Origin of the sequence: Mycolicibacterium arseniciresistens, assembly GCF_030519285.1 — a bacterium.
Classification (GTDB): Bacteria; Actinomycetota; Actinomycetes; order Mycobacteriales; family Mycobacteriaceae; genus Mycobacterium; species Mycobacterium arseniciresistens.
Genome location: NZ_JAUMSQ010000053.1, coordinates 22,327 through 38,832, shown reverse-complemented (window position 1 = coordinate 38,832; position 16,506 = coordinate 22,327). Strand labels below are relative to the sequence as shown.

The 16,506-nt window shown below is 68.0% G+C and carries 12 protein-coding genes; 8 read left to right on the top strand and 4 right to left on the bottom strand.

The genetic code is table 11. The annotated features are described in order from the left end of the window. From Q2100_RS10270 to Q2100_RS10260, 3 genes are all read left to right on the top strand, one after another. Window positions 1-1,202: DUF885 domain-containing protein (locus Q2100_RS10270; protein WP_302913968.1), on the top strand; the 1,202-nt coding region annotated here is incomplete at its 5' end. Continuing rightward, window positions 1,195-1,731 carry a DinB family protein gene (locus tag Q2100_RS10265; RefSeq protein ID WP_302913967.1) on the top strand — a complete coding sequence of 179 codons (537 nt, stop codon included), beginning with the start codon at window positions 1,195-1,197 and terminating at the stop codon, window positions 1,729-1,731. The genes Q2100_RS10270 and Q2100_RS10265, both read left to right, overlap by 8 nt. A gap of 467 nt (window positions 1,732-2,198) precedes the next feature. After that, entirely contained in the window at window positions 2,199-6,113 is a 3,915-nt protein-coding gene (locus tag Q2100_RS10260; RefSeq protein WP_302913966.1) for an Ig-like domain-containing protein, read from the top strand. Window positions 6,114-6,123: 10 nt separating this feature from the next. On the opposite strand, the gene Q2100_RS10255 is transcribed toward Q2100_RS10260, so the two are convergent. Then, window positions 6,124-7,860 carry a glycoside hydrolase family 3 protein gene (locus Q2100_RS10255; RefSeq protein WP_302913965.1) on the bottom strand — a complete coding sequence of 579 codons (1,737 nt, stop codon included), beginning with the start codon at window positions 7,858-7,860 and terminating at the stop codon, window positions 6,124-6,126. Window positions 7,861-7,900: 40 nt separating this feature from the next. Beyond that, window positions 7,901-8,791 carry an acyl-CoA thioesterase gene (locus tag Q2100_RS10250; protein ID WP_302913964.1) on the bottom strand — a complete coding sequence of 297 codons (891 nt, stop codon included), beginning with the start codon at window positions 8,789-8,791 and terminating at the stop codon, window positions 7,901-7,903. A gap of 142 nt (window positions 8,792-8,933) precedes the next feature. Here Q2100_RS10250 and Q2100_RS10245 point away from each other — a divergent pair, with 142 nt between their 5' ends. From Q2100_RS10245 to Q2100_RS10230, 4 genes are all read left to right on the top strand, one after another. Beyond that, a complete protein-coding gene (locus Q2100_RS10245; RefSeq protein WP_269894202.1) occupies window positions 8,934-9,563 on the top strand; it encodes a TetR/AcrR family transcriptional regulator in 630 nt (209 codons plus the stop codon). 99 nt (window positions 9,564-9,662) lie between these two features. Then, entirely contained in the window at window positions 9,663-10,892 is a 1,230-nt protein-coding gene (locus Q2100_RS10240; protein ID WP_302913963.1) for an amidohydrolase family protein, read from the top strand. A gap of 53 nt (window positions 10,893-10,945) precedes the next feature. Further along, the gene (locus tag Q2100_RS10235; RefSeq protein ID WP_302913962.1) at window positions 10,946-12,088 is read left to right on the top strand and encodes an acyl-CoA dehydrogenase family protein; all 1,143 of its coding nucleotides are present in this window, start codon (window positions 10,946-10,948) and stop codon (window positions 12,086-12,088) included. Continuing rightward, window positions 12,085-13,350, top strand: coding sequence for an acyl-CoA dehydrogenase family protein (locus Q2100_RS10230; protein ID WP_302913961.1), 1,266 nt, complete (start codon window positions 12,085-12,087; stop codon window positions 13,348-13,350). The genes Q2100_RS10235 and Q2100_RS10230 overlap by 4 nt, the downstream gene beginning before the upstream one ends. A 1-nt stretch (window position 13,351) precedes the next feature. Here the strand turns inward: Q2100_RS10230 and Q2100_RS10225 are convergent, their stop codons facing one another. Beyond that, window positions 13,352-14,368 carry an Rv2578c family radical SAM protein gene (locus tag Q2100_RS10225; protein ID WP_302913960.1) on the bottom strand — a complete coding sequence of 339 codons (1,017 nt, stop codon included), beginning with the start codon at window positions 14,366-14,368 and terminating at the stop codon, window positions 13,352-13,354. Window positions 14,369-14,399: 31 nt separating this feature from the next. Then, entirely contained in the window at window positions 14,400-15,428 is a 1,029-nt protein-coding gene (locus tag Q2100_RS10220; protein ID WP_407667607.1) for a LacI family DNA-binding transcriptional regulator, read from the bottom strand. A 157-nt stretch (window positions 15,429-15,585) separates the two neighbouring features. Here Q2100_RS10220 and Q2100_RS10215 point away from each other — a divergent pair, with 157 nt between their 5' ends. Beyond that, window positions 15,586-16,497 carry a nitrilase family protein gene (locus tag Q2100_RS10215; protein WP_302913958.1) on the top strand — a complete coding sequence of 304 codons (912 nt, stop codon included), beginning with the start codon at window positions 15,586-15,588 and terminating at the stop codon, window positions 16,495-16,497. The last annotated feature ends 9 nt before the right edge of the window (window positions 16,498-16,506 follow it).

The following is a 16,506-nucleotide window of genomic DNA, read 5'->3' as shown; positions in this document are numbered from 1 at the left end:
AGAGCGGCCGCGCGCCCGCGGTGCGCCAGGTGGCGCGGGGCATCGAACAGGCCGCGGGGATCCAGCACCTGCTGGTCGACATGGTCGCGGGCGCGGCGCCGCAGAGCGCCGCGCTGCACGAGGACCTGCAGCAGGCGGCCGCCAACGCCGCGAACGCCTATCACGAGCTGGCCAGGGTGCTCGGCGACGACATCGCCCCGCAGGCTCACCAGGAGGACGCGGTCGGCCGCGACCGGTACCGGCTGTGGTCGCGGTCCTTCCTCGGCGCGGCCGTCGACTTCGACGAGACCTACGAGTGGGGCCTCGCGCTGCTCGACGGCATTGTGACCGAACAGAAGTCGATCGCCGACCGGCTCTACCCCGGGTCGTCGGTCGCCGGCGCGCTTCGGCAGCTCGAACACGAGCCGCGGTACGTGGTGCACGGCACCGACGCGCTGCAGGCGTGGATGCAGGACCTCTCCGACCGGGCGGTCGAGTCGCTGGCGGGCACCCATTTCGAGATCGACCCGGCGCTGCGCAACCTTGAGTGCCGGATCGCACCGACGCACACCGGTGGCATCTACTACACCGGGCCCTCGGAGGACCTGAGCCGGCCGGGCCGGATGTGGTGGTCCGTCCCGCACGGGGTGGACGTGTTCCACACCTGGCAGGAGACGACGACCGTCTTCCACGAGGGCGTGCCGGGGCATCACCTGCAGATCGGTCGAGCGGTGGTGCTGGCCGACAGGCTCAACCGCTGGCGCAGGCTGGGCTGCTGGGTCTCGGGCCACGGCGAGGGGTGGGCGCTCTACGCCGAACGGCTGATGGCAGAACTCGGCTGGCTCGACGACGACGGCAACCGGATGGGCATGCTCGACGCGCAACGGTTCCGCGCCGCCCGCGTCGTCATCGACATCGGTGTGCACTGCGAAATGACCGCACCCGACGGCGGTACCTGGGACGCCGAGCGGGCGTGGAACTTCCTGCAGTCCCACAGCGCGATGGCCGAGGAGAACCTGCGCTTCGAACTCGACCGCTACCTGGGCTGGCCCGGACAGGCGCCGTCGTACGCGATAGGTCAACGGATCTGGCAGCAACTGCGCGACACCACGCTGGGCAGCGGTGTTGCCCTCAAGGAATTCCACCGGCGCGCACTCGATCTCGGCGGTCTGCCGCTGGACGTGCTCAGCGCGGCGGTGTCAGGCGACTTCGCCGATGGCTGACGGCGCACTCGAACCCGACACCAAGGACTGGACCTGGGTGCTGTCGCAGCCCTGCCCGGAATGCGGGTTCGACGCCGGCGCCGTCTCGCATCTCGACGTCGCCGACCGCATCCGGTCGGACGCCGACGACTGGCTGCGCCGGCTGGGTGCGGCCGACGCGGCGATCCGGCGCAGACCCGCGGTGTGGTCCACCCTCGAGTACGGCTGTCACGTGCGCGACGTCCACCGGATCTTCCACACCCGCGTGCAGTCCATGCTCACCCAGACCGAGCCGCTGTTCCCCAACTGGGACCAGGACCAGACCGCGCGCGACGACGACTATGCCGCGCAGAGCCCGGCCGTGGTGGCCGGTGAGCTCTTCGACGCCGCGATCACCGTCGCCGACACCTACGCCGCAGTCCCGCCGGACGCTTGGTCGCGTCGCGGACTACGCAGCAACGGAAGTGAATTCACCGTCGCTTCCATCGCCGTCTACCATCTGCACGACGTCGCGCACCACGCGTACGACGTCGACGTCGCGGGACGCTGAGGCCTGCCGCTCCCGACGGATCCGACGATTGCGTTCTCAACTGAACCTCGGCGAATATCACGCGGAGTTGCCGATGACCATTCATGATCATTGCCCGCCCGTCCAGGGGCTGCTCCAGATGATGGAATGCAGCAAAGGGACGAATCATCATCGGCGGTGGCCAAGATCAGTCCTTGAGCTGCGGTCACGCCGATAGACCGACCTGAGCGATCAGGCTTTGAGCTTTCATTGCACAAGCAAGCTGTAGCGCTGCGAGCCCGTGAAAGCGGTTTGCTGCCGCCCATGGCGAGCCTAGTGTTCGGCTGATGCCGCTGAGAGCTTCCTGAGAATGACGCGGCTTGTGGATCACTTCTGAAAGGCCGGCCGCAATGACAGCTCGTCACTCTTCGACACGCCACGAGTCGACGCGGGACGGAGACGAGCGACGAACTGCCAGCGCGTCGGCGTCGTCGGGGTGCGGCCGGTTTGTGGGTCGGGTCGGTGCGCTGGCGATCGCACTGGGCGTCGGTGTCGCGGTCGCAGCCGGCGGCAGTGGTGTGGCGTGGGCGGAACACGGTGACGGTGCCGGCGGCGGAGACACCTCCAACTCCGACACCTCGGGCGGCAATGACACCGACACCACCAACAGCGATGACAACGACGGCTCGGGCCCGGCCGGGGCCGACTCGTCGAAGACCGCGGCCACCGATGGGGATGAATCGCAGACCACGACGCCCAAGCGGGTGCTGGGTCCGGCGTGGCACCGCACCGGCGTGCGCCTCCCCCGGTTCACGCTGCGCACCAACGACTTCACCGGGCCCGCCACGGAACGAAAGAAGGCCATCGCCGCAACACCTGACGATGCCGCCGCCACCGGGGCTCCGGCGCCCGCGACGGCGACGGCCTCGGTGCCGTCGATCACCGATGTGGTCACCCAGTGGACCGATCGCCTGACCCAGGCGTTCAACGGGGTCAAGCCGGCCACCGGGGCCTGGCAGCCGTCCCCCCCAGCTGCGGCGAATCCTACTGTTGCGCCGCAGGCCAAGCCATCGGCCACCGGTCCGATCGTTGCGCAGCAAACCCTTTTCGGCGCGCTGAATCCGCGTAGTACCGCCGACCAAGTACGTGGTCTTGTCGAGTCCGCGACCGCGACGGTGGGCACCGACGCCGGCCGGGTGGCCACCGCGCTGAGCGGCGCAGCAGACACATTGCGCAGCCAGGGCGTCGACGCCGTCACGGCGCTGCGCACGCAGACCACCACCGCGGTGCAGGACACCCCCGCCACCACGGCGCTGGCCCCCGTCGCTCAGGGGCCGGTCGCGCGGATCGTGTCCGGACTGCTCGCCGCGATCGGCATCACCCCCGGCTCAGCGGCCACCAACCCGGTGCAGCCACTGGCACCACAGACCCTGCTCGGGGTGCTGGCACTGATCCGCCGCGAGATCGAACACACCTTCTTCAACAAGGCGCCGCAATTTCCCACCGAGACAATCGGTCTGGTCACCGAGCAAGGCGAGCCGGAGGTCATCACCGGACTGCCCGCCACCGACGCCGACGGCGACCCGATCACCTACACCGCACCGGCTCGCGGCGCGGTAGGTGGTCCCACCAACGGCACCGTCGTCATCTCCAAGAACGCGGCAGGCGTCAGCACCGTCACCTACACCCCCGACCCCGGCTACCAGGGCACCGACCGCTTCACCCTCACCGCCTCCGATGCAGGCACCGGATTCCACCTGCACGGGCTGGCCAGCCTGTTCAATCCCCGCGGCGCCCACACCGACAGCGTCCTCGTCTCTGTCGACATCACCGACACGAACGATGCGCCGGTCGTGGACGACCAGCCCTTCACCGTCGACAGCATCGATCCCGCCTATGGCGTCGTGAAGGGCTCGGTGAATGTCGACGACGCCGACGGAGACGACCTGACCTATGCGCTGGTGACTGTTCCGGATCCGAAATACGGTGTCGTCGTCCTCGATGAGGACACCGGGAAGTGGACGTTCGTCCCGACGCCGGAGACCCGGGTGCGAGCGTTCGCCACCGACGGTGTCGACGTCGTGAGCTTCACCGTCACCGCCACCGATGGAGAGTCGACCACAGCTCCGATCACCGTCCGGGCACCGGTCAGCGCGGCCGAGGTTGCGGCATTCCCATCGGTGGAGGGCCTGGCGGTCGGCGCTGTCCGATTCGGACCGGATGGCACGCGGTACCAGACGGTCCTCGTCCCGAACCTGGACAGCAATACCTTCGAATACGCGGTCGCCGTCATCCGCCCGAACAGCCCCACTCCGACGGTGACGACACCGCAGCCCGGGATCCCGTTCGGCGCCATGGTCTTCGGGCCGGACGGCACGATTTACCAGCCTGTCGCAACGCTCGACCCGCAGACCAGTGCGATCACCGGCATGTCGGTGACGGTGATCCGGCCCGATCTCACCACCGCGACGATTCCGATCACGGGAACGCCTGCTGGGGAAATCGGCTTCGATTCCGACGGCAATGTCTACCAGAGCTCCTACGTCCGCGACACGGCGACCGACACCTACGTGACGACGGTGACCGTGATCGATCCCGTCACAGGCACCAAACGCGAATTCATCCAGGAGGGTTACGGGGGTGTGCAAGTCGGCCCGGACGGAACCGTGTGGGTGCACACCGAGACCGTTCCCTTCAACACCTTCAACGACCGCGTCGACACTCACTACTGGTCGGTGCTCGACCCCATCACCGGCCTGACGCCGAAGGGCACGGTACTCGGGGACGACACGGCGACGAACGATGCGCCCGATTCGACCGTGTACGGGCCGGGCGGGAAGGTCTACCAGACCACCAGATTGGGCTTCGACGATCCCCGCTATTTCATCACGGTGATCGACCCTGACACCGGGGCCTCCGATTCCATCGAGCTCTTCGAGAAGCCCGCCGGCCGCGTCGTGTTCGGGCCTGACGGCACCGCATACCAATCCGTCAGCTCCGGCCTATATACGACGACGAACAACGCCGTTGTGGTGATCAGCCCCGATGGCGACGCCGAGACGATTCCCATCGAGGGCATCCCCTCGTCGGTCCGGTTCATGCCGGACGGCACCGCGTATCTCGGTATCTCCAAAGAGAATTCACCTCGGGAGGTGGTCATCATCGGTCCCGCAGGTGATCTGACCCCCTATCTGACTGCCGACGGTGTGCCTGTCAACGGCGTGAACACCGCACCCGACGGCACCGTCTACCTGACGGCGATACGGACGGCCAATCCGGGCGAGGAGCCAGGGACCCACACCGACTTCGTGTTCGATCCCTGGAGTGACAACGCCCGCACAGTGAGCGTGCTCGGTGACGTGGACGCCGCGCCGACGTTCACCGCCGATGGGACGGCGTACGTTCGAAGCCACTCCGCCACCCAGCAGCTTGTCAGTGTCATCAACCCGGCCAGGACGAACACCACGGTCGTCGAGCTACCCGACGGCGTGTCCGGATCTGTTCAGATCGGAAGCAGCGGGCCCGCTTATGTGTTGACAGAGTCGGGTTCCGGGAACGAGGTGACGATCATCCGTTCCGACGGCACGTCGACCACCGTGGCACTGCCGTCACGGTTCGATCGCGGGATCGACGTGGCACCCGACGGAACCGCCTATAGCAGAACAGACCTTCTACCGTTGCCCGGCGACCACGCGCTGGCGGTGATTCGTCCCGACGGCACCCTCACCGAGATCGACCTACCCGGCGACCCATACCAGGCGTGGTACGCGGCGGACGGAACCCTTTACCAGGTGACGTCGGTCTATGCCGGAGTCGGCACATACGACTATTTTCTGACGATCGTCGAACCCGGCGGCATGACCCACACGACCCGCACCCTCGCAGGCGAGCCGCAGCCGAACTTCGGGCCCGTTTCTGAAGGTCCCGGCGGCGCGTACTACAAGCTGAACCTGACAACTCCAACAGGGCCCAAGACCCTCGTCATCCTTCCGGACTTCTCGACCTTTGAGTTCAACGGCGACTCCCTCGACACCAGGGTCATGCCGGACGGCACCGTCTACCAGACCACCCGGGTGGCTCTCGGAGGCGATGACTACGACTACTCCCTGGCGAGGATCGATGCCGGCGGAGTCGTCACCACGGTGCCGATCGAGGGCACTCCGTATGGCGCCATCGTCGTGGGCCCCGACGGGACCGTCTATCAGACGATCGAAGTCGACGACGGCGGCAACACCGATGTCCTGGTGTTCACGGCCGACGGCCATCACACAGTCAGGCTCGAAGGTTCACCGCAGAGCGCTGTCACGTTCGGGCCGGACGGCACGGGTTATGTCACCACCAACGTGATCGACCTCGACGCCCTCACCTTCGAGAGTGTCGTGTGGGTGGTGGCAGCCGCCTCGGACGGCGCCTCTGTCGTCTAGTCCCTGCCGCTCACCGATACCGCAGGCCGTGGCCGAACCGGAACACCGGGTCGGCTGTGTCGAACGCGACGTCCGACCGGCTCGCCACCACCGCGGCGTCCGAACGCGGCAGGTCGAACGGCAGCGATCCGCGCGGCGCCGACTCACCGAACAGCACCTCGACCAGCGCGTCGGCGGCGACACCGAAGTTCGCGATGATCGCACCCGCCGAATCGACGATCGGCGTCAGCACGGCGGGCCGCTCCAGATAGACGTCGATGATGGTGGGCACGGCGGCGCACACGTCGCCGACCTCCTGCAGCACCTCGGCGGCGAACTCCAGTGAGCCGTGGTGGAACATCGCCGCGATACCTGGGGCGGCCGGCCGGTACGGCGTGGCCAGCCGCAGCAGCGCGACGTCGGCCTGCTTCGGATCGTCGACCAGGGTGGCGCGGCCCGCGACGTCGTCGGGCGACAACTCCGGGGCATAGAGCCGGATGCCGGGTGGCAACGGCAGCAACGGGTTCGCCGCCGTGCCGTTGGTGAGCAGGGTCAGCGCGTCCTGCTGCGCACGGCGCCCGGCGGCGACGAAGTCGGCACGCCCGACCGTGACTGCGGCGTGTTCGGGATCGACGAACGGCTCGTCGAAGAGGCCGAGCGCGAACTTGACCCGCAGTAGCCGGCGCGCCGATTCGTCGATGCGGGCCTCGCTGACACGGCCGTCGGCGACGAGGTCGAGCAGGACGTCGGTGCAGTGCTCGCCGCCGAACTGGTCGACGCCGGCATCGAGCACCTTGAGCATCCGCTTGTGCCGGTCGAGGTGCTCGACGCCCCACGCCCGCGCCGTGCCGAGGTCGCCGAGTCCGGGATTGTCGGTGATCAGTCCCCAGTCGGTGCACACCACACCGTCGAACCCGAGTTCCTCCCGCAACACACCGGTGATCACCGACCGGTTGAATCCGAATCCGACTTCCTCCCAGTCGGTTCCGACCGGCATACCGTAGTAGGGCATCACCTCGGCCGCGCCGGCCGCCAGCGCGGACCGGAACGGACGCAGGTGGTACTCCCTCGCTCCGCCGGGGTAGACCTGTTCCCGGCCCCACGCGAAGTGCGGGTCGTTGCCGTCGCGCTGCGCCCCGCCGCCGGGGAAGTGCTTGATCATCGCGGCCACCGACGCGGCGCTCAACGAATCACCCTGCAGTCCTTCCACATACGCAGCGCCGAGCCGTGACGTCAGGTCGCCGTCCTCGCCGAACGTCGCGTTGATCCGCGGCCAGCGGGCCTCGGTGGCCAGGTCGATCTGCGGGTGCAGGGCGACACGCAGCCCGACCGCGAGGTACTCCTGCCGGGCGATGTCGGCGAACTCGCGTACCCGCTCCGCCGACCCGATTGCCGCCAGCCCCAGGGGTTCCGGCCAACGGGAGTACGCCCCGGCCATCATCTGGGCGAGCGGGTTGTCGGTGAAGTGGTGCCGGGGGTCGGTCGAGAACGTCACCGGTATCGGATGCGGCCGCTGCAACGACCGGCGTTGCACACCGTTGGCCCAGTCGGCGAAGTCGCGACCGTCCGGGCTGGGGCCCAGCAGGTTGAAGTGCGTCAGGCCCAGGTCGAGCAGGGTCTGCAGGGACGGCAAGGGCAGGCCCTCGAAGCCGTCGCCCTGGTCGCCGATGACGGCCATGGTGTGGAACATCAGAGCGACCTTCTCGCCGATCGGCAGCCGGGCGAGAAGGGCTTCGACGCGGTGTTCGAGGTCTGCTCCGTCAGTCACCGAATCCAGCGTGCCGGAAGTCCGGCAGTGGTGCCAGCGGCTACAGCCTGGAGTGCTCCGCGATACCGGTGTCGGTGGTACGCAGCGGGCGGATCAACGCGTCCTGACTGAAGGAGGCCAGCAGTTCGCCCGCCTCGGTGTGCACGGCCCCGCGGACGTAGGACATGCCCGCGCCCACCTGGGTGCTCTCATGGGAGTAGAGCAGCCACCCGTCCCAGCGCACCGGCTCGTGGAAGCTGACGGTGGCGGTCATCGGCGCGGTCGACACCGTCAGGTGCGCCTGCGCGGTGCCGATGCCCTCGTGGGCCCGCATGGTCGTCGAAATGCCCAGGTGGCCGGTGAAATACGCGATGAGCGCCTTGGCCAGATCGTCGCGGTCGGGCACCGGGTCGTAGTGCAGCCAGGCGTACAGCTCCGGCGGCCCGACCTCGTCGGGGCTGTTGACGTCCACCACGTCGACCAGCCGCACCTGCCGGCCCGTCATCGGCATCGAGGATTCGTTCGCGTCGTCGGGGCCCGCCACCTCTGGGCGCGGCAGGTGGTGGCGGATGACGTCGCCCGACGGCACGTCGGTGAACACCGTCACCGTGATGGCGCGCTTGCCGTTCTGCGACGCGGACACCACGGCGGTCGCCGTCGACCGGCCTTCGGCCACCACGTCGATCTCGAGCTCAACCGGCGGGCCGACGAGCACGGCACGGGCGAATACTGCGTGCACCGAACGCACCGACTTCTCCGGGAAGCGTTTGGCCGCAGCCACGATCGCGGCGCCGAGGACCTGGGTTCCCTCCACCACCTGGCGTTCGTCGACTCCGGCGATGCCGGTCTGCACGGTGAAGCGGTTGTCCCCGGCCGGTTCGGCGTCGAACAGATCGAGCAGCATCCCGATCGTCCACTGCGCCTGCGCGGAGTCCGTCGATTCCGTCGTCATAGGTCCTGACCCCTCGTTCAAATCGTGTCTCGTCGGTGCTCGGCGGTCTTCTGCGAGGAACACAGTAGCCGGAAGGCGCACGAGCCTCTACAAAAGCGGTAACGTCATTCTCGCAGCTGCAGCCGGACGGGAAGGTGCTCCCATGGCGAACGCGAACGGCAGGGCGGTGACCCCGGGCCGGGTCGATTCCGAAGCGCGCGCCGCGCGGTTCATGAAGTCGGCGCTAACCATCCTGGGCGAGACGGGCCGCACCGACTTCACGGTGCTTGAGGTGGTGGAACGGTCCAAGACCTCCCTGCGGTCGTTCTACCAGCACTTCTCCACCAAGGATGAGCTCCTGCTGGCGCTCATCGAGCGGATCATGGCCGAGTCGACACAGCAGTGGCGCGCCCAAACCGACGGCCTTGGCGGTGTCGAAGCCCTTCGCGTGCTGATCGACGGAATCTGCACCCCGGCCGAGAGCAGCACCCAGGATCGGGTGAACCGCGGCCTGACGTTCTACAACGACCATCTCTCCGAGAGCCTGCCGCAGGACTACGCCCGCGTGCTGTCGCCCCTGCACCGGCTGATCGGCGACATCATCGGCCGCGGTATCGCCGATGGCACGTTCCGCGACGACGTCGACGTCGACAGCACCGCGGCGCTGATCATGCAGAACGTGTTGGGCGCCATGCGGTTACGGGTGCTGGGCGCCGAGCTGAACGGCGTACCGATCGAGGGCGGACACATCTTCGACTTCTGCTCGCGCAGCCTGCTCGCGCATCCGGGATGAGCCACCGGACGGCGTTACACCTGAGGCCGGTTTCGTCACCCGCACGAAAGTGGTAACTTCATTACCACTTGCAGCCAACAAGACTTCCAGGAGGCGGACATGCCCTCACGCGATCTGTCATATCCCGTGTTCGACGCCGACAACCACTTCTACGAGCCCAAGGAAGCGCTGACGCAGTTCCTGCCGGACAAGCGCAAGGGCATCATCGACTACATCGACGTCAAGGGCCGTACCAAGATCGTCGTGCGCAACCACATCAGCGACTACATCCCGAACCCCACGTTCGAGGTGGTCGCCAAGCCCGGTGCGCAGGAGGAGTACTTCCGGCACGGCAGCGGCGGCAAGAGCTTCCGCGAGATCATGGGCAAGCCGATGAAGGCCATCCCCGCGTTCCGCAACCCCGAGGCCCGCCTCGAGGTGCTCGACGGCCTCGGCCTGGACTACACGATCATGTTCCCGACCCTGGCCAGCCTCGTCGAGGAGCGGCTCAAGGACGACCCGGACGCAATCCTCGACATCATCCACGCACTCAACCAGTGGATGTACGAGACGTGGCAGTTCAACTACGAGGACCGGATCTTCTCCACGCCGGTCATCAACCTGAGCGTCGTCGACCGGGCCCTCGAGGAACTCGAGTGGTGTCTGGAGCGCGGCGCCAAGACCGTCCTGGTGCGCCCCGCCCCAGTGCCCGGCTACCGCGGCACCCGGTCGATGGGCCTGCCCGAGTTCGACCCGTTCTGGGACGCCTGCGTCAAGGCCGGCATCCCGGTCTGCATGCACGCCTCCGACAGCGGCTACGCGGAGTACCTGAACGACTGGGAACCCGCCGACGAGTACCTGCCGTTCAAGCCGACCGCATTCCGCATGGTCTCGATGGGCAAGCGGCCCATCGAGGACACCATGGCCGCGCTGGTATGCCACGGAGCACTGACCCGCAACCCCGATCTGCGCATCCTCTCCGTCGAGAACGGCGCGTCGTGGGTGCCGTACCTGTTCTACCAGTTCAAGGACGTCTACTCGAAGATGCCGCAGGAGTTCCCTGAGGACCCGATCCAGGCGTTCCGGCGCGGCGTGTACGTGGCGCCGTTCTGGGAGGACGACTTCAAGAAGATGGGTGAACTGTGCGGCATCGACCGCGTCATCTTCGGCTCGGACTGGCCCCACCCCGAGGGGCTCGCAGACCCGATCAATCTGGTCGGCGACCTGGAGGCGCAGGGCCTCGACGAAGAGGGCATCCGGAAGGTGATGGGCGGCAACCTGGTCGACCTGTTCAAGGTGCCGAACAAGAAGGTGTTCAAGCCCGACGTGCCCGCGCTCGTCATCGCTTGACCTGAGCGCTGAGCACCGCCATCCCCCACTCCCACGAAGGCTGAACGGATCTCATGACCGAAGTGGCAAGTCCAGAACAGATGCTGTTCGCCTCGACGGCGCAGGCCTTCCTGGAGAAGGAGGCGTCGCTGACCCGGGTCCGGGAACTGCACGCCGAGGGCGCCTCCTTCGACCCGGGGTGGTGGCGGCGCGCCGCCGAACTCGGCTGGACCAGCCTGCTCGTCCCCGAAGAGCTCGGCGGCGGAAGCGTGTCGGGCAACGGTGTCGAGGATCTCGCACTGGTCGCCGAACAGATCGGCCGCACCGTCGCCCCGGGACCGCTGCATCCGGTCAGCACGGTGCTCGCCGGGCTGGTCGACGCGTCCGACTCCGAACGGCACGCCGAGCTGATCGAGGCGCTGGTCTCCGGCGAGACCGTCGCGTCGTGGGCGGTCTGCGAGCCCGGTAGCTCCTGGAATCCGTTGCACGCCAACGCGACCGCGACGCCGACCGACGGCGGTTTCCGCATCGACGGGGTCAAGGACCGGGTGGAGGCGGGCGCCCAGAGCGCGGTGCTGCTCGTCACGGCGCGCGTCGGCGACGACCTGCGGCAGTTCCTCGTACCGACCGACGCGGCCGGTGTCTCGATCACCGAGCAGCGTTCGGTCGACCTGGTGAAGCGCTACGCGCGGGTCGAGTTCGACGGCGTCGTCGTCGACGAGTCGGCGGCCGTTGGGACGACGGCCGACACCGCAGCGCTGATCGGCCGGCAGGCTCAGGTCGCGCAGATCCTGCAGTGCGCCGAGGTGGTCGGAATCCTGGACACCGTGGTGGGTTTCACCATCCAGTGGGCCTTCGACCGGCATTCCTTCGGCCGGCCGCTGGCGTCCTACCAGGCGCTCAAGCACCGTTTCGCGGACCTGAAGATCTGGCTCGAGGCCTGCCGCGCCGCCACCCGCGCCGCCGTCACGGCGGTGGCGGACCGCTCCCCCGGCGCGGCGTTCGCCGTCAGCGTCGCGAAATCCTATGTCGGAGAGCACGCCGCACCGATGATCCAGCACGCCGTCCAGCTGCACGGCGGCATCGGCGTCACCTGGGAGCACGATCTGCACCTGTACCTGCGCCGCGCCACGCTGTACCGGTCGATGCTCGGTACGCCCGAAGACCACAACCTGCGCGTGTACGCGCTGTCCGAGGAACTGGAGTCCGCGTCATGACCGAGACCGCATCGCAGGATCAGGCGGCCCCGGCGGCAGGCGAGTCCGTCGAGGACTTCAAGGCCAGGGCGAAGGCGTGGCTGGCCGAGAACATGCCCCGCATCGACCCGGCGAATCCGCCGGACTCCGACCGCGGCGAAGAGGCGCCGTGGCTGCGGGCCCGGGAACTCCAGAAGAAGCTGCACGTAGGCGGATTCGCCGGCATCTGCTTCCCCCGTGAGTACGGCGGCCTTGGCTACCCGATCGCCTATCAGCGGGCGTTCGACGCGGTGTCCAAGGACTATGAGCTGCCGATCATCCTCAACACACCGACGTTCACCATCTGCGCGGCGACGATCCTGGACACCGGCACCGAAGAGCAGAAGAGCGAGCACATCGCCGCGGCCATCCGCGGTGACGAGATCCTGGTGCAGCTGCTCTCCGAACCGAGCGGCGGATCCGACCTCGCCGGGGTGATCACCCGGGCCGACCGAAAGGGCGACACCTGGGTGATCAACGGCGCCAAGACGTGGAGCACCAGCGCCTTCGCCGCCGACTACGGCCTGCTGCTGGCCCGCACCGACTGGAACGTGCCCAAACACGAAGGGCTGACGATGTTCATGGTGCCGCTCGACGCACCGGGCATCACGATGCGGCGTATCAAGCAGGTCGACGGTGGTGACGAGTTCTGCGAGGAGTTCTTCGACAACCTCGAACTCGGCGACGACGCGGTGGTCGGCGAGGTGAACAAGGGCTGGGAGGTCGCCTCCCGGCAGCTCTACCACGAGCGGCGCGCGGTGGGCGGTGGCTCGGAGTTCGCCAGCGGCATCGGCCCGGAGGGTGTGACCGATCAACCGGTCGACTACCGGGCACTGCTGGCGGAGACCGGCCAGGCCGACAGCGAACGCGCTCGCGAGATGGCCGGCCGGGCGCTGGTGCGGCGTGCGGTGCAGGAGCAGCTGATCGACCACGTCTACCACGGTGTGCTGGACGGGTCGCTGCCACCGGCCGCCGGGTCGATCATCCGGATCACCCACGCCGAGTCGATCCAGTTCGAGATCGACACGGCGGTGGCGCTTTCCGGCGCGGCGGGCGTGGTCGACGCGGGCGACCGGCTGATCCGCTACGGCGACCGCTACCTGTCGCGGCAGACCGCCTCGCTGGGCGGCGGGACCACCGAGATCGCCCGCAACATCATCGGCGAACGGGTGCTCGGCTTCCCCCGGGAACAGGCCGCCGACCGCGGTGTGCCGTTCAAGGACGTCAAGCGCAATAAGGTCTGACCTAGAACAGCGTTGCCTGCACCGGCTGCGCCGCCGCGACCGGGGGAACGATCTCCGGCGTCGTGACCCGCCGGTCCCTGGCCAGACCGTGCCGGGCGATCAGCGGCGCCGCGCGGTCGTGCAGCGACCGGCGGTAATCCTCGGGCAGATACGCGCCACGGCGGTACAACTCGCGGTAGCGCGCGACCAGATGCGGGTGTGAGCGCGCCAGCCACGACATGAACCAGCCGCGGGTGGAACCGCGCAGGTGCAGCCCGAACACCGTGACGCTGTCGGCGCCCGCGGCGGCGATCTGCCCGAGCAGTCCGTCGAGGTGCTCGGTGGAGTCGGTCAGATGCGGCAGCACCGGCGCCACCATCACATGGCACGGCAGCCCGGCGTCGCGGATCGCGGCGATGAGACCGAGCCGGGCCTGCGGCGAGGGCGTCCCGGGTTCGACGTCGCGGTGCAGGTCCGGGTCGCCGACCGCGAGCGACACCGCGACGCTCACCGGCACCCGCCGCGCCGCCTCGGCCAGTTGGGGCAGGTCGCGCCGGAGCAGTGTCCCCTTGGTGAGGATGGACATCGGTGTCCCCGAATCGGTCAGCGCGGCAATGATTCCCGGCATGAGTTCATAGCGGCCCTCGGCTCGCTGGTAGGGGTCGGTGTTGGTGCCCAGCGCCACCGTGTCCCTGGTCCACGACGGCCTGCGCAGTTCGCGGCGCAGCACGTCGACGACGTTGGTCTTGACCACCACCTGGGAGTCGAAGTCGACGCCGTTGTCGAAGTCGAGGTACTCGTGGGTGGGGCGGGCGAAACAGTACCGGCAGGCGTGCGAACACCCGCGGTAGCCGTTGACCGTGTACTGGAACGGCAGCATGGAGGAGTTCGGCACCTTGTTCAGCGCCGACTTGCACAGCACCTCGTGAAAGGTGATGCCGTCGAACTGCGGCGTGCGGACGCTTCGGACGAAGCCGATGCGCTGCAGGCCCGGCAGCGCTCCGTCATCGACGCCGACACCCTGTCCGTCCCACCTCACCTCTCCATTCGAACTTATGTTCGATCAGATGTCAAGGCGGCTCGCAGGTCGACTCCCGCACAACGAGGACGGGCGTCGTCCGGCGCTGAGCCGGAGGCCGCCCCGCGAGTGAGTTCGCCAGCAGCTGCACCGCATCGCGCCCCATGTCGAAGGCGTGCGACTCGATCGAGGTGAGCGGGACGTGCAGCTCGGCGGTGAGCGCGATGTTGTTGAAGCCGATCAGCGACACGTCCCGGCCGACCCGCAACCCGTGGTTGCGAATGGCGCCGGCCGCGCCGATCGCAGCGAAGTCGTTCACCGCGAACAGCGCCGTCGGCGGCGAGGGACCGTCGAGCATCCGATCCGCCGCGAAATGACCGCCCTGGCTGTCCAGTCCCGAGTACACGATGTTCTCCGGCAACACTTCGAAGCCCGCCTCCCGGAAGCACTCGACGAATCCGGCCGGCCGGTCGATACCGGTGCTCGCGTGCGCGAGCCCTGCGATCACCCCGACCCTGCGGTGGCCGAGGTCGAGCAGGTGCTGCGCAGCCAGCCGGCCGCCGAGCCAGTTGTCGCACGTCGCCGCCGGATAGTCCGCGACGCTGCGATTGACCAGCACGAACGGGACCTCCCTGCGGGTCAGCTCTTCGAGAACCGAATGGTCATCAGCACGCGCGTCACCGAGGATGAGTCCGTCGACGCGGCGGTCCAGCATCATCTCGATCCGCTGACGCTGGCCGGTTGGTTCATCCTGCGTGTTCGCCACGAACGCCGTCAGACCTTGCTGCGCCGCAGCCGATTCGATGCCCTCGTACACCGTCGCCAGCACGACGTCGCTCAACCGCGGCACCAGCACACCGATCAGGTTCGTCCGGCGCGTACGCAGACTCGCGGCGTGCGGATTGGGCCGGTAGTTCACCTCCGCCGCACGCTCGCGGATTCGCTCGGCGGTGGCACCCGAGGCGGCGCGCTCGCCCTGCCGCATGCCGTTGAGCACCCGCGCCACCGTCGACACGTGCAGGCCCAGGTCGTCGGCGATCGACTGCAGTGTCGCTTGTCTCGGCTTAGCCAATCCCGCCATCCCCGTTTGCTGTGTCGGACCCGTCTGACCACCCCTTGACAGTGGCGCACATCTGGGAGCAGTATAGCCCGAACGTTCGGCCCGAACGTTCGGGCAAAATTCTCGGACGCGTCGAACGCCCGAAAATGCACCATCTGCACCGACAGAAGAGAGTGTCATGCCTGATCAGGATGGATTGCCAGAGAACCACCGGCACAGCCCCGTACGCGTCGCCGTCGTGCAGTTCAACCCGCAAGTCGGGGTCGAGAACCTGAAGGCCAATTCCGAGGCGGTCTACGAGCGCCTCGGCAACGCGGTAGCTGAAGGCGCCAACCTCATCGTCCTGCCCGAGCTGGCAACCACCGGCTACACATTCGCCTCCCGCGACGAGGCCTACGCCCACGCCGAGGAGGTTCCGTCCGGCGCGACCGTGGCCGGCTGGGTCGAGTTCGCCGCCGCACACGACGTCTACATCGTGGGCTGCCTGCCCGAACTCGACGGCGTCGAACTGTTCGACACCGCAGTCCTCGTCGGGCCAGACGGCTACGTAGGTAAGTACCGCAAGACCCACCTGTGGAACGAGGAGAAGCTGTTCTTCTCCCCCGGCAATCTGGGCTACCCGGTGTTCCACACCAGGATTGGCCGGATTGGACTGCTGGTGTGCTGGGACATCTGGTTCCCCGAGACCGCGCGCATCGTCGCGCAACAGGGCGCGGACATCATCTGCATCCCCACCGGGTGGGTGTGGACCCCGCCACCGCTGTACGACGCCAGCGGCACGTGCATGGCCGCCTACCTCACGATGACGGCTGCGCACGTCAACAACGTGTACATCGCCACCGCAGACCGGATCGGCACGGAACGCACCTCCGGGTTCATGGGCAACTCGCTCATCGCCGGGACCAACGGCTGGCCGATCGACCGGATCGCCGGACCTGACGAGGACACCATCGTCTATGCAGACATCGACGTCACGGCCGCTCGTGGCGCCGCGATCTGGAACCAGTTCAACGATCTTCACCGCGACCGCCGCACCGATCTCTACGATCAGCTGCTCGGCTACCGCGGCGGCCCGGCGCTTCCCCGGTAGGGCGCGGAT